The sequence below is a fragment of the Stenotrophomonas sp. 05N423 genome (assembly GCF_056397145.1).
This window is the reverse complement of record NZ_JBFTMV010000010.1, coordinates 32,178-45,495: the sequence shown is the minus strand read 5'-3', so window position 1 is coordinate 45,495 and position 13,318 is coordinate 32,178. Positions and strand designations below refer to the sequence as shown.

At 69.3% G+C, this 13,318-nt stretch carries 11 protein-coding genes; 3 read left to right on the top strand and 8 right to left on the bottom strand.

The features are described 5' to 3' along the window. Nucleotide 1 precedes the first annotated feature (1 nt). The 5 genes from AC1DGW_RS14520 to AC1DGW_RS14500 form a co-directional block, all read right to left on the bottom strand. Complete coding sequence (locus AC1DGW_RS14520) at nt 2-1,702, bottom strand: amidohydrolase (protein ID WP_478024261.1); 1,701 nt, start codon at nt 1,700-1,702, stop codon at nt 2-4. A gap of 102 nt (nt 1,703-1,804) precedes the next feature. Further along, nucleotides 1,805-2,818 carry an HlyD family secretion protein gene (locus AC1DGW_RS14515; protein WP_478024504.1) on the bottom strand — a complete coding sequence of 338 codons (1,014 nt, stop codon included), beginning with the start codon at nt 2,816-2,818 and terminating at the stop codon, nt 1,805-1,807. Nucleotides 2,819-2,945: 127 nt separating this feature from the next. Next, nucleotides 2,946-4,598, bottom strand: a complete 1,653-nt coding sequence (locus AC1DGW_RS14510) for an MFS transporter (protein WP_478024259.1) — start codon at nt 4,596-4,598, stop codon at nt 2,946-2,948. After that, a complete protein-coding gene (locus AC1DGW_RS14505; RefSeq protein WP_478024256.1) occupies nt 4,595-5,161 on the bottom strand; it encodes a TetR/AcrR family transcriptional regulator in 567 nt (188 codons plus the stop codon). The genes AC1DGW_RS14510 and AC1DGW_RS14505 overlap by 4 nt, the downstream gene beginning before the upstream one ends. 167 nt (nt 5,162-5,328) lie before the next feature. Continuing rightward, on the bottom strand, nt 5,329-7,536 hold the full coding sequence (locus tag AC1DGW_RS14500; protein WP_478024252.1) for a TonB-dependent receptor: 2,208 nt from the start codon (nt 7,534-7,536) through the stop codon (nt 5,329-5,331). Between the two features lie 131 nt (nt 7,537-7,667). Here AC1DGW_RS14500 and AC1DGW_RS14495 point away from each other — a divergent pair, with 131 nt between their 5' ends. Next, nucleotides 7,668-8,078, top strand: coding sequence for a MerC domain-containing protein (locus AC1DGW_RS14495; protein ID WP_478024250.1), 411 nt, complete (start codon nt 7,668-7,670; stop codon nt 8,076-8,078). A 108-nt stretch (nt 8,079-8,186) separates the two neighbouring features. Continuing rightward, nucleotides 8,187-8,369 carry a 30S ribosomal protein THX gene (locus AC1DGW_RS14490; RefSeq protein WP_153192307.1) on the top strand — a complete coding sequence of 61 codons (183 nt, stop codon included), beginning with the start codon at nt 8,187-8,189 and terminating at the stop codon, nt 8,367-8,369. A 188-nt stretch (nt 8,370-8,557) separates the two neighbouring features. Here the strand turns inward: AC1DGW_RS14490 and AC1DGW_RS14485 are convergent, their stop codons facing one another. From AC1DGW_RS14485 to AC1DGW_RS14475, 3 genes are all read right to left on the bottom strand, one after another. Continuing rightward, entirely contained in the window at nt 8,558-9,811 is a 1,254-nt protein-coding gene (locus AC1DGW_RS14485) for an alkaline phosphatase family protein (protein ID WP_478024246.1), read from the bottom strand. Between the two features lie 227 nt (nt 9,812-10,038). Further along, nucleotides 10,039-10,551, bottom strand: a complete 513-nt coding sequence (locus AC1DGW_RS14480) for a methylated-DNA--[protein]-cysteine S-methyltransferase (protein WP_478024243.1) — start codon at nt 10,549-10,551, stop codon at nt 10,039-10,041. After that, on the bottom strand, nt 10,548-12,017 hold the full coding sequence (locus AC1DGW_RS14475) for an AlkA N-terminal domain-containing protein (RefSeq protein ID WP_478024241.1): 1,470 nt from the start codon (nt 12,015-12,017) through the stop codon (nt 10,548-10,550). The genes AC1DGW_RS14480 and AC1DGW_RS14475 overlap by 4 nt, the downstream gene beginning before the upstream one ends. Before the next feature lie 164 nt (nt 12,018-12,181). Here AC1DGW_RS14475 and AC1DGW_RS14470 point away from each other — a divergent pair, with 164 nt between their 5' ends. After that, nucleotides 12,182-13,309, top strand: coding sequence for a COG3904 family protein (locus tag AC1DGW_RS14470; protein WP_478024239.1), 1,128 nt, complete (start codon nt 12,182-12,184; stop codon nt 13,307-13,309). Nucleotides 13,310-13,318: the final 9 nt, after the last annotated feature.

The window sequence follows — 13,318 nt, the reverse complement described above, 5'->3', positions numbered from 1 at the left end:
TTTACTTTGTCGATTCGTCCGCGCTGTAGACGACCTCGCCATCCTTGATGGTCCGCAGCACCTTGATGGCATGCAGCCCGGCAGGCGCGATGGTCAACGGATTGTCCGAGAGCACCACCAGGTCGGCGCGCTTGCCGGTTTCGATCGAGCCCTTGCGGGCTTCTTCCGAATACTGCCGCGCGGCCCACAGGGTGATGGATTTCAGCGCCTGCTCCGGCGTCACCCGTTGCGCCGGGCCGAGCACGCGGCCGCTGCGCGTGGTGCGGTTGACGGTGGCGTCGAGCACGCGCATCGCATCGGGAAACACCACCGGCGCATCGTGGTGCGAGGTGAACACCATGCCCGCGTCCAGCACCCAGCGCGTGGGCGAGATGTTCTCCGCACGCTCCGGACCGAGCACCGAATCGCGGTGCCAGTCGCCCCAGTAGTAGGTGTGCATGGGGAACAGGGACGGGAAGATGCCCAGCCGCTTGATCTGGCCCACCTGATCCTTGCGCAGGGTCTGGCCGTGGATCAGCACCGGCAGCAGGTGGCGGTCCGGATAGGCGGCTTCGGCGGCAGCCACGGCATGGATGAACTGGTCGATGGCGGCGTCGCCATTGGCATGCGCCAGCACCTGCCAGCCGTTGTCCCAGGCCTTGCCGATCAGGGCGTCGGCCTGCGCGTCGCTGTAGGCGGGATAGCCGGCGTAATCCGCCTTCTCGCCCGCGGGCACCTTGTAGTAGGGCTGGCTCAGCCACGCGGTCTTGCCCTGCGGCGAACCGTCCAGGCTGATCTTCACCCCGCCGATGCGGAAGTGGTCGATGTAGTCCGGGCCGTAGTAGGGGCCGCGCATCGCCGGGCTGTCCAGCGCCACCTGGATGTCGGGGTACGCAACGACGTCGATCTTCAGTCTGCCCGCCTTGCCGGCCATCGGCAGCATCGCCAGCGTGCCGGCATCGGTCTTGCCGTCCTGCGCGGTGGTGTAGCCGTACTTCATGTAGAGCGCCTGGCCCGCTTCGAGCATGGTCATGGCCTGTTCCAGGCTCAATGCCGGCATCAGCCGGGCCAGGGCAAGGTTGTGCGCGCTTTCCTCCAGCACGCCATCGGGAACGCGGCTGCCGGGTTCGCGGCGGATCACCCCGCCTTCGGGGTCGGGCGTGTCGGCGGTGATGCCGGCCTGTTCCAGCGCCCTGCTGTTGTAGGCGCCGAGGTGCCCGGACTGGTGCATCAGGATCACCGGGATGTCGGTGGCGATGGCGTCCAGCTCGGTGCGCGTGGGGTGGCGTTTTTCCGCCAGCTGCGAGTCGTCGTAGCCGAAGCCGATCAGCACCTTGTAGCCGCCGGGTACCGTGGCCGCGGCGCGGAAGCGGCGCATGATCTCCTGCAGCGCGGGAATCGAATTGCCCTCGCCATCGGGCGCGGGCAGCAGGTTGGCCGACAGCGCCTGCAGGCCGACACCGGAGACATGCCCGTGGCTGTCAATGAAGCCCGGCACCAGGGTACGGCCCTGCAGGTCCACCCGCCGCGCGTGCGGGCTGAAGGCGAGCGCGGCCCGGCGCGTGCCGACGAAGGCGATGTCGCCGCCGCGCACGACCACGGCTTCGGCCTGCGGTTGCCGGTCGTCCATGGTGATGATCGGGCCGCCCGTGTACAGCGTGTCCGCCGCATCGGCGGTGCCCTGGAGTGCCGCCAGCATCGGCAGGGCCAACAGCAGTTTCATGGGCGTTCTCCATGACGAATGACAAGGTCGCAGCCTAGCGGGTCGCGGGCATGCGGGAGGTGAGCGCGCTGCTGGAGAGGCCGGGATGCGCGCCCGCCCGTCTCAGCGCCGTGGCCCGCCGGCCGTGTCCACTTCCACCACCACCGACATGCCGGGGCGCAGGCGCGCGGCCAGTGGCTGGCCGGGGTCGATGGCGATGCGGATCGGCAGGCGCTGCACGACCTTGGTGAAGTTGCCGCTGGCGTTGTCCGGCTTGAGCACGGCGAACTCCGAGCCGGTGGCCGGGGCGATCTGCTCGACACGGCCCTGCAGGCGCTGGTCCTGGAAGGCGTCGACGCTGAAGGTCGCCGGCTGGCCGATGGCCATCTTCCAGGTCTGGCCTTCCTTGAAGTTGGCCACGACCCACAGGCTGTCCGGCACCAGGAACAGCAACTGCGTGCCGGCGGTGACGTACTGGCCCAGCCGCACCGAGGCCTCGGACAACTGGCCGTCGCGCGGCGCGCGGATGACGGTGTTGTCCAGGTCGATCCGCGCCAGTTCCAGTGCCGCCTCGGCGCTGGCGACCTTGGCTTCCAGCCCCTGGCGCGCGACGCGGGTGGCGGTGAGGTTCTCCTCGGCGATGCGGATGGCCGCCTGCGACTGCGCCACGCCGGCGGTCGCCGACTGCGCACCGGCGCGGAGCCTGTCGCGGTCGCTGCTGGATACCAGCTGTTGCGCGGCCAGCGTTTCATAACGCTGCAGCTCGGTGCGGCTGCGCTGCTGCTCGGCCTGGCCGGCCGACAGGTTGGCGCGCGCGGAGGCGATCTGCGCACGGTTCTGCGCCTGGCTCTGGTCGGAATTGTCCAGCTGCGCGCGCGCATCGGCCAGCGCCGCCTCGGCCTGGTCGATCTTCTGCCGGTAGGTGCGGTCGTCGATGCGCAGCAGCGGCTGGCCCTGCTTCACATGGTCGAAGTCCTTCACCAGCACGTCGGTGACGTAGCCGCTGACCTGCGGCGCCAGCACCGTGACCTGTCCGCGCACATAGGCGTCGTCGGTATGCACGTGGCTGCTGTTGAACGGCCACAGCTGCCAGGCACGCAGGATCAGGGTCAGCCCGACCAGGGCGATGACCACCATCACCACCACGCTGGTGCGACTGGGCGTGTTGTATTTGGAGACCGGTGCCGTTGCCGCCGCCTCGCCATCGCTGGCGTCGGTGATCGGCTCGTCGGGGTTTTCCTGCTTGTGGCTCATGTCGGTTGCTTCATCTGGAGGGCGTGGCGGCCGCGGTCGGCCGTATCGCTTTCTTCACGGTGGGATTGCGGAACAACACTTCCAGCAGCAGCCAGCTGAGGAAGCCGATGGCCAGCCAGCCGCTCAGTGCGAACACGTCGTTGAACGCGCGCACGTTGGCCTCGCGTCTGGCGGCCTGCGCCAGCGACGCAGCGGCCTGCGCCTGGCGTTGTACCGGGTCGGTGACCAGGCGGGCGTAGCCCTGCTGCTGCGTGCGCAGGCGCTGGGCGACGACCGGGTCGGCCGGATCCAGCTGGCTGACCAGTTGACTGGAATACACATGCTCGCGGTGCAGCTGGTAGCTGCCCAGCAGCGCCGAGCCGGCCAGGCCGCCGAAGGTCTGGGTGAGCGACAGCACGACGATGAAGGACACGATGTGATCCAGCCCGCGCGCCATCGCCTGGCGGATGCCCATCAGCATCAGCGGGCCCATGAACATGCCGCTGCCCACTGCGGCCAGGAACTGGCTCAGTGCGAAATCCATCGGCCGGTCCAGACTGGTGCGGTGCTGGTCGAGGAAGGCGGCGCTGCCGAGCAGGATGATCGAGGCCAGCAACTGCGGGATCAGCGCCTTCGGCCCGAAGGTCAACGCGCCGGCGGCGATGCCGGCCAGCACGCCAAGCAGGATCACCGCGAACAGCGGCGCCATCTGGTCCGGTCCCATGCCCAGCGTGCGCATCATCGTGACCATGCCGTAGGACTGCTCGTTGGTCAGGAAGCGGATCAGGAACGCACCGGCGATGAAGCGCAGCATCGTCGGGCCCATCAGCCAGCGGATCTGCAGCAGCGGGTTGCGGCGGTAGTGCTCGATCAGGAACGCCGCCAGGATCAATACCGTCGCCGCGGCCAGCAGCCAGCCCAGCCACGGCGTGTCGAACCACCAGTGCAGGTAGCCCTGGCTGAGCACGATGACCAACATTGCCAGCGCCGGCGCGAGCAGGGCGAAGGTGACGAAGTCCAGCGGCTCGAACACCTTGATCTGGATGCCCGGCGGCAGCTTGAGGATCACCACCGCGGCGAACGCGCACAGCGCCAGCCCGGCCTCGAACAGATAGAGGTTGTGCCACTCGCCGTGGTCGAGCAGGCCGGGCGAGACCAGCCATGCCAGCGGCACCGCCAGCTGCGACAGGCCCATGCCGACCACCAGCAGGTTGCCTACGTACTTCTTCGGCAGCGCCTGCAGCATGTACAGCGTGCCCAGCGTGGTGCAGGCCGCGCCGGCGAAGCCGCTGGCCGCGCGCACCAGCATGGTGGTCGTCAGCCCGCCCACGGCCAGGTGCAGCACCGCCAGCGCGGCGTAGACGCCCAGGCCCAGTTCGGCGAACAGGCGGATGCCGTATTCCTGGCGGAACTTGAACACCAGCAGGTTGGCGGTGACGTTGACCATCAGGTAGGCCGCCACCAGCCAGTTGGCCTCGGTCGGCTGCAGGCCCATCTGCCCCTGGATCCACGGCAGGTTGGCGCTGAGCAGCGCATTGCCGAGGCCGCCGGTGATCGCCACCAGCACCGCCACCGCCGCATAGGCCGCGCGCCGGTGCGGCGGATGCCACGGCATCGAGGCGGAGCCGGGCAGGGTGGGCTTTTCGTGCTCCTCCCAGTCCGGGATCGGCTTGAGCGGTTTCATGTGCCCGCTCCGGTGGATGCCGCCAGCCCGGGACGCAGCAACTGCAGCGCGCGCGTGGCGAGGCGGGCGCGGTCGGCGCGGGTGCGTCCACGCAGCGCGGCGCCGAGCATGCTCGATATCAACGACAGGTCGGCCAGTTCCAGGTCGGCCCGGCACAGCCCGGCGGCGCGCGCGCGCTGCAGGGCCGGTTCCATCAGCTTCAGCACCCGCTGGCGGGCGGCGCGGATCGGCGGGTCGTTCTGGTCCACGGCGCGCCAGTAATCGGCCAGCGCCGGCGAGTGCACGATGCGCCTGGCCATGCCGTCGACCAGTTCGAACAGGGCATCGTCGCGTTCGCCCAGTTCGGCCACATGCGCCTTGAATTTCTCGACCGTGCGCTGCAGCAGCGCTTCGATCAGCGCCGCGCGGTCGGGGAAGTTGCGGTACAGCGTGGCGCGGCCGACGCCGGCGCGTTCCACCACCAGGTCCAGCGGGGCGGTGATGCCGTGTTCGCCGAACACGGCGTCGGCCGCGTCCAACAGCTGGGCGCGACGCGCGGCGGCATCGGAACGGATCGAGGTCATGCGCACATGATCCGGACAAAAATGTCCGCTTACAATGAGGGCGGTGTGAAACGCCGTGTCCGGCAAAGCGGCCATTCAGCCTTGCGGCAGGAAGGGCATCCGATGCCGCAAAGCAAGGAAGGGGCCTTGCGGCCCCTTCCTTCACTGCTTCTTCGTCAGTGTGACGGTCAGAACCAGGCGCGGATGCCGAAGGCGACGCCGCGGCCGGGCAGCGGCGAATAGTCGCGCAGCAGCGAGGTGTGCGGACGGGCCTCGCGGTTGGTCAGGTTGCTGCCATCCAGGAACACCTCGTAGCTGCTGCTGCCGCTGCGGCCCCAACGGTACGCCAGGTGCGCATCGACCAGGGTGTAGCCGGCGCTCGGCGCTTCGTTCAGTGCAACATCCTTCTGGCTGCCGTAGCGGATCGCACCCAGCGAGGCGCGCCAGCCATCGCGGGCCCAGCGCAGGTCGGCGCCGACGCGCGCCGGCGAGATCCGCGGCAGGTAGCCGCCATTGGCCAGGTCCACGCTGTAGTCGTGGCTGTGGTCGCCGTGCGGTACGGCGATGTCCGCGCGGCGGCTGCCGCTGCCGTCCAGTTCGGCTTTCACGTAATCGCCGAACACGCGCAGGTCCCAGTCGCCGCTGTCGCCCTGGACCAGGTGGAACATGGCTTCGGCCTCGGCGCCCTTGAAGGTGGCGTCGTGCTGGGTCCAGACCCGTACCGGCAGCCCCTGTTCGACCACGCCGGTGTCGGCCAGGTAGATGAAGTCCTTGAACTTCGTCTGGTAGATCGACGCCGAGACATCGACGCGGTCGCTGTGCGCGTGCAGGCCCAGCTCCATGCGCTGGCCGCGCTCGGTATCCAGGTTGGCGTCGCCGATCTCCAGCGAGCGCGTGGCGATGTGGGCGCCGGCCGCGTACAGCTCTTCGTTGGTGGGCGCGCGCTCGGAACGATCCACGCCGAAGCGCAGGTCGACACCATCGCTGATCGTCCAGATGCCGGCGGCGGACAGGTTGGTGGCGCCGAAATCGCGCCCGCGCTGGCCATCGTCGGGGCTGAGCTTGATCCGGTCGTGGCGGCCGCCCAGTTCCAGCTTGAGCGGGCCGAAGCGCTTTTCCTGCAGCACGAACAGGCCCAGCGTGTCGGTGCTGGTGCTCGGCACGAAGGCCTCCTCGCCCAGCGCGCCGAAGTCGCTGCTGCCGAACTGCAGGCCGAACGCACCGCTCCAGCCGGCGAGCGGGCGCTGCACCGCTTCCACGCGGCCTTCCACGCCCTTGTTGGTGAAGCGGGTGGACGGCGTGCCGGCTTCCAGTTCGGTGTGCTCGTAGTCGGTCCAGGCGGCGCGGGCGGTGAGGCTCTGCAGGAACGGCAGCGGGTCGTAGAGGCCGCCCTTCACGTCGAAGCGGTTCTGCACCATGTCGATGCGCACGTCGTGCTCGCCTTCGGCGCTGGCGTCGTCCGCGGCGTGGTCGTGATCGTCATGGTCGTCGTCGGCATGCACATGGGCGCCGTTGGGGATGCCGTAATTGCTGCGGTAGGTGCCCAGCGAGGCGCCGAGGAAGCCCGACTCGCCCAGCCAGGTGGCGCCGACGCCGCCGGCGCGGGTGCGCATCGAACTGTTCTCCAGGCGCCCGCGCGGGCCGAGCTCGTCAGCGTGGTCGTCATGGTCGTGGTCATGGTCCAGATCCAATGCCGCCGGGTCGATTGCATAGCCGGGGATGCGGTAGTCGTCGCCATTGCGCACCAGGCCATCGACATGCAGCACGAGGTTGTCGCCGTTGACGCCATCGAGCCGGAACATGCCGCTGCGTTCGTTGTTGACGCTGTTGCCGCGCAGTTCGGCGCGGCCGTTGAGCGGATGGTCGGGCAGGTCGCTGGCGATACGCCCGTCGACCACGTTGACCGCGCCGCCAATGGCGCCGCTGCCGAACAGCAGGGTTGCCGGCCCCTTCAATACCTCGATCTGGTCGGCCAGGAACGGCTCGATGCTGGTGGCGTGGTCGGCGCTGACGGTGGAGGCGTCCATGTTGCCAACGCCGTTGGCGACCACCGCCACGCGCGGGCCTTCCTGTCCGCGGATGACCGGTCGACCCACGCCGGGGCCGAAATAGGTGGTCTGCACGCCGGGCATGCGCGAGAGGGTGTCGCCGAGCGTCGCGCCCTTGCGCGCATCCAGCTCTTCGCCGGTCAACACGGCGACGGGGCGGGCCAGCGATTCGGCATCGCTCTGCAATGGGGAGGCGGTGACCTTGACCGTAGACAGTTCGGTCAGGTGATGGCTCTGCCCGTCGGTGTCATCGGCGGCCTGGGCGGCGGGAAAGGCCGCGACGAGCGCCAGGAACAGGGCGTGGCGGGCGAGATGCGGCATGGCGCGGGAGGGGATCGGTCGGGTCATGGTGTTGTTACTTTGTATCAATGGAGGGGTGCGGGGCGGCTTGAACGGACTGCGGTAGGAGAAGGGGGAGAGGCGGGCAGGACGATAATGTTATATTATTCCATAACGCGCCACCGCCCCTGCTGGAAGTCATGCCGCCGAAATCGTCCCGCCAGTTCCTCGACCGCTTCGGCGCCGCCGGCTCGTTGCTGTGCGCGGTGCATTGCGCGGCGTTGCCGGCGTTGCTGGCGCTGGCCCCCTCGCTGGGGCTGTCGTTCTGGTTGAGCGACGGCATCGAGCAGGCGGTGGTGGTCTTCGTGACCTTCCTTGGCCTGTTCAGCCTGCTCTGGGGCTACCGTCGCCATCGCGCGCTGCGCGCATTGGCGCTGCTGGTCCCGGGGCTGGCGCTGCTCTGGGCGGGGCTGCTGCATGCCGGACTGCACCATTCGCAGGTGCCGCATGCGGTGGTGATGACCCTCGGCGGCGTGCTGGTGGGGTTGGCCCACCTGATGAACCTGAGGCTCAACCACCGGCACGTACACGACGCCAGCTGCGCACATTGAGGGGCGCATGGTAGGCTTCCACTTCACGCGCGGGGGCGCTGCTACAGCGGCCTCGCCGAACCCGTGTCAGTACGGGGCAATCTGATTTCAAACCAAGGAGTTGACGACATGGGTAAGGGTGACCGCAAGACCGCCAAGGGCAAGCGCTACAACGCCAGCTACGGCAATGCGCGTTCGCATTCGGTGAGCAAGGTGGCCGTGGGCGCAGCTGCGCCGGTCGCCAAGAAGACTGTCGCCAAGGCGCCGGCCAAGAAGGCCGTTGCCAAGAAGGCGGTGGCCAAGGCCGGCTGATCCCGGTCTGGCATCAGCGAAAAAGCGGCGCTTGCGCCGCTTTTTTTGATGCCGCCATCCGTGGCGGCAACCCTCCGGGCCCTCGACAGGCGATGTCAAAAACCGCTACTGGCGGTTTTTGTGCCCTGTCTCCGGAAGGATTCAGTTCTGCCGGGCCGCTGCCGGCTCGCCGTACAGGCCGACGCCGTTCAGTCCGGTTTGCGCAGCACCTGCAGCAGGGTCTGCGGGTTGCCGTCGTTGGGAGTGGCGGTGATGCCGGTCAGCCGCGCCAGCAGCGGGTAGACGTCGACGTTGTCGAAGCGCGGCAGCACCACGCCCTGCCGGAACGAGGGACCGTGGGCGACGAAGACCGCCTGCATCGATGGCAGCGCCGGGTCGTAGCCATGCGAACCGCGGTCGCCGGGCGAGCGCCTGGCGATGCTCTTGCGGGTCAGCGCGTCCCAGCCCTCGTGCATCTGGCAGACGATGGGCGGAATGCGCGGATGGGTGCCGTAGTGCCAGCGCGCCGGCAGCTGTTCCTTCTTCCAGCAGTCGTAGTGCGGGTGCGCGCCCAGCAGCGCCTTCTCCGCCTCCTGTTCGCGGCCGGGCTGCGGGGCGAAGCCCACCGACTGGCCGACCGACACCTCGCGCGCGATCTCCGGCGCGACCATGTCCTCGGTGGCGATCACCTGCCCGTCCGGGACGCCGGCCATGCCATGGTCGGACACGACGATCACGTTGGTCCTGTCGAGCAGGCCGTCGCGGCGCATGCCGTCCAGCAACTGGCCGATGGCAGCATCCACTTCATGCAGCGCGGCGGCGTATTCGGGCGAATCCGGGCCATGGCTGTGCCCGGCCTTGTCGACCTGCTCCATGTAGGCGGCAACCAGGCGCGGTTTGTGGCCATCGGGCGCGCCTTCCAGCCACGACAGCACCAGCTTCATGCGCTCGGGCAGGGGCACGCTTTCGTCGTATGAATGCCATTGGCTGGCGTGCACGCCCTGGATGGCGGCCTCGCTGCCCGGCCAGGACCAGGTCGCGCTCTTGTAGCCGGCCTTTTCCACGCCGACCCAGATCGGCTCGCCGCCCCACCAGGCGGGGTTGGTCACCGCGTCGCGGTCGTCGAGGCGGAAGTCGCCCAGGTCCTCGGCGCTCATGCTGTTGTGGATGATGCCGTGGTGGTCCGGGCGCAGGCCGGTGACCAGGGTGTAGTGATTGGGAAAGGTGAGCGAGGGGTAGGACGGCGACATGCCGACCGAGCGCACGCCCTCGCGCGCGAGTCGGGCAAGGTTGGGGCTGTGGCCGCGTTCGACCATGTCCGCGCGCAGGCCGTCGATGGACAACAGCAGGACTGTGGGCGGTGCCGAGGCTGCGGAGGTGGAGGACGGGGCGGGGCCGGTCGAGGCGCAGGCGGCGAGCAGGCTGGCGCCGAGCAGCGCGAGGGAAGTGCGGAACTGAATCATGCGCCAATGATAGTCCCGGCCCGATGACAGCAGGCATACATCGGCGGGCGGCAGGAGCGTGGCGGTGAGGTCCTGCACGTCCTGCGGCGCTGTCTGTGACGGGAGTAGCTGTAATGTCTGCGAAGGAGCAGCGCTGCGACGCGACCATGTCCCGCTGCGGCGGGATGCGGCGTGCGATGCCGGTGTCCGGTGGGCAGCTACGGCGCGGAAAGCCGTTGCCGCCATGCTCAGTCGAACAGCAAAGGTACCGCCGGCTCTTCGGGCAGGGCGCCTTCCAGACGCAGCAGCGCGGCCTTGGTCGGCAGGCCGCCGCCGAAGCCGGTCAGCGAGCCGTCGTTGCCGATCACCCGATGGCACGGCAGCACGATCGGCAGCGGGTTGCGGCCGTTGGCGGCGCCCACGGCGCGGGTCGCGGTGGGGCGGCCGATGCGTTGCGCCAGCTGGCGATAGCTCCAGGTGCCGCCGAACGGAATTTCGGCCAGCGCATGCCAGACCTGCAGCTGGAACTCGGTGCCGACCGGGGCCAGCACCAGGTCGAAGCCGCGGCGCCGGCCATGCAGGTAGTCCAGCAGCTGTCGGCGCGGTTCGGCGATGGCGTCCGGGTCGTGCTGCCACTGCTCGCGGCCCCTGGCGTCGTGGCGGTTCTCGGCGAACAGGATGTGGCGCAGGCCGCCGGTGGCATCGACGGCGACGGTGAGCGGGCCGATGGGAGTATCGAAACGGTCGTAATAGAGGGTCATTGCTCGGGTTCCTTGTTCGATTCTGCAGCCAGGTGCCAAAGGTGGAGCACGGCATAGGCGCGCCAGGGGCGCCATGCCTGCGAGCGGGCTTCGGTGGCGCGTTCGCTCAGGCGCTGGCTTTCGCCCAGCACCTGCTGCAGCACGAGGTCGCCGGCGGGGAAGGCATCGGGCATGCCCAGTGCGCGCAGCGCCATGTAGTGCGCGGTCCATGGGCCGATGCCGGGCAGGGCGGTAGCCTGGTGGACGAACTGTTCCAGCGTCTGTGCGCGGCTGAATTCCAGCCGGCCTTCGGCGCAGGCCCGCGCCACCGCGCGCAGGGTAGCCGCGCGGGTGCGCGGCAGGCCGATGCTTTCCAGCGGTGCTTCGGCCAATACGCCGGGCGTGGGGAATTGCCGGTCCAGGCCTTCGGGCATGTCCGTCAGGACGTGTCCGAACCGGTCGACCAGCCGCCGCGCCAGCGTGGTGGCCGCGGCGACGCTGACCTGCTGGCCCAGCACGGCGCGCGCGGCGACTTCGAAGCCGTCCCAGCCGCCGGGAATGCGCAGGCCCGGGCGCTGGGCGATACCGCGCGCCAGCAGTGGTTCGTGCATCAGGCAGGCATGGACGGTAGCCAGGTCGGCATCAAGATCGAATACGCGCCGCACCTTCGCCACGATCGCAGGAATCGCGCGCGCATCGGTGGTGCCCAGTTGCAGGCGCAGCTCCGGGCGTTTCGGGTCGGCGCTGACGCGGATCAGGCTGGCGCGACCGTCGGCAACGATCACGCGCTGGTAGCTGTCGGCGTCGATCCGTTCGATGCCAGGGATCGCGCGCCTGCGCAGGAAACCGAGCATCGCCGGGAAATCCAGCGGCGGCCGGTAGGCCAGCCGCAACACCGGCTCGCCGCCGGCCACCGCGCCGTGGCGCTTGCGCAGCGCGCTCGGCGGCATGCCGCAACCGGCGAGGAAGGCATCGTTGAAGCGGCGCAGGCTGTTGAAGCCGGCCGCCAGTGCCACTTCGGTGACCGGCAGGTGGGTTTCGGTCAGCAACTGCTTGGCCAGCAGCAGGCGGCGGGTGGCGTGCAACTGCGCGGGCGTCGCGCCCAGCCGCGCCACGAACAGCCGCTGCAGCTGGCGCGTGCTCAGTTCCATCGCTTCGGCCAGCGCGGCGGCCGGCTGGTCCTGCAGGATGCCCTCGTCCAGCAACGCCAGGGCACGGTGCAGGGTGTGGTCCTGCATGAAGTTGGCGTCGTCCGGCGACAGTTCGGGCCGGCAGCGCAGGCAGGGGCGGTAACCGGCGGCGGCCGCGGCGGCGGCGGTGGGGTAATAGCTGACGTTGTCGCGGCGCGGCGGTGGCGCCGGGCATACCGGCCGGCAGTAGATGCCGGTGCTGCGCACGGCGGTGAAGAACAGCCCGTCGAAGCGCGCATCGCGGGCCAGGCGGGCCTGTTCGCATTGTTCGTGGCTGGGCAGGGCGGGACCGTTCATGGCGCCCAGTCTAGGCCCGCCGGCGGGCATGTACTGGCCATTTCCGGACATCAATGCTTATGGAGGATCGACAGTTCAGGAGGCATTGCGGCGGGAGCGGCAATGCGCACTAGACTGTCCGTTCCCCGGCGCGCGGCGCCATCGTACGGATCCGATCGTTCTCCATGTTGCGCAGATTCTGGTGGTCGCCGCTGCTGTGTGTCGGGCTGCTGGCCTGCAATCCCGGTGACAAGGGCAAGCCGCTCGCGGCCGCCGACCCGGCCGCGGCGCTGGCCGCCGATGGCGACCACATGGTGTCGATCAACGCGGCCGATGCGCCGCCACCACCGCCGCCGGTGAAACCGGCGCGCGACAAGGCCTGGCCGGAGGTGACACTGGAGAACGGCAAGGCCTGGGTCAGCTGCGACACCGACTACACCGGCGAGGCCGGCGATGGCGCAGCGCTGGAGGCGCTGGACCGCAAGACCCTCGACGCCGCGCTGGAGCCGTGCCGCGAGCGCGGCCTGGTGCGGGTGCGCTACGCCGGCAAGATCAACCCGTCCTTCGCTGCGCTGGTCTCGCGCCTGGCGGTGGTGGCCGATGCGATGAAGATCGGCAAGCGCGTGCTCGACCTGGATTCCAGCGGCGGCCAGGTGGAAGCGGCGATCGTCGCCGGCGACAGCATTGGCGAGGCCGGCTGGACCATATGGGTGCGCGAAGGCTCCATCTGCCACAGCGCCTGCGTATTCGTGCTGGCCGCCGGCGACAACCGCCTGATCTCCGGCAAGGTGGGCATCCACCGGATGATGCGCATCAGCTCCACCGCCACCTCGCGCGCCGAACTGAACAAGGAACTGCACGAGGTCTACGACAACGTGAAGGACTACCTGCAGCGCAACGGCGTGGCGGTGGGCGTGGCCGACCTGATGATGACCGTGCCCAACCGCAGCCTGCGCCTGCTTACCCGCGAGGAACTCAAGCAGTACGGGTTGGACGGCACCAATGCGGTACAGGACGACCTGGAGCGGATCAAGCAGATGCGCAAATGCGGGGACGACTTCGTGCGCCGCAAGGACGCGTTCCTGATCGCCTTCGACCGCCAGTGCAAGGTCGAGGGCGCCGATCTGGAGGCGGTGACCACCTGCGGGCAGGCGCTGAAGGAACATTTCGGTTTCCCGGACGAGGTCTGCCCGGACGAGAGCCCGCTGTCGGAGATCGACACGGCGCTGCTGGAAATGCCGGTCGAAGCCGCGCCCTTGCCGGTGGTGGCGCCAGCGGCGGCGACCGTGGAGCCGCGCCGCAGCGGGCCGTGACCTTCCGGT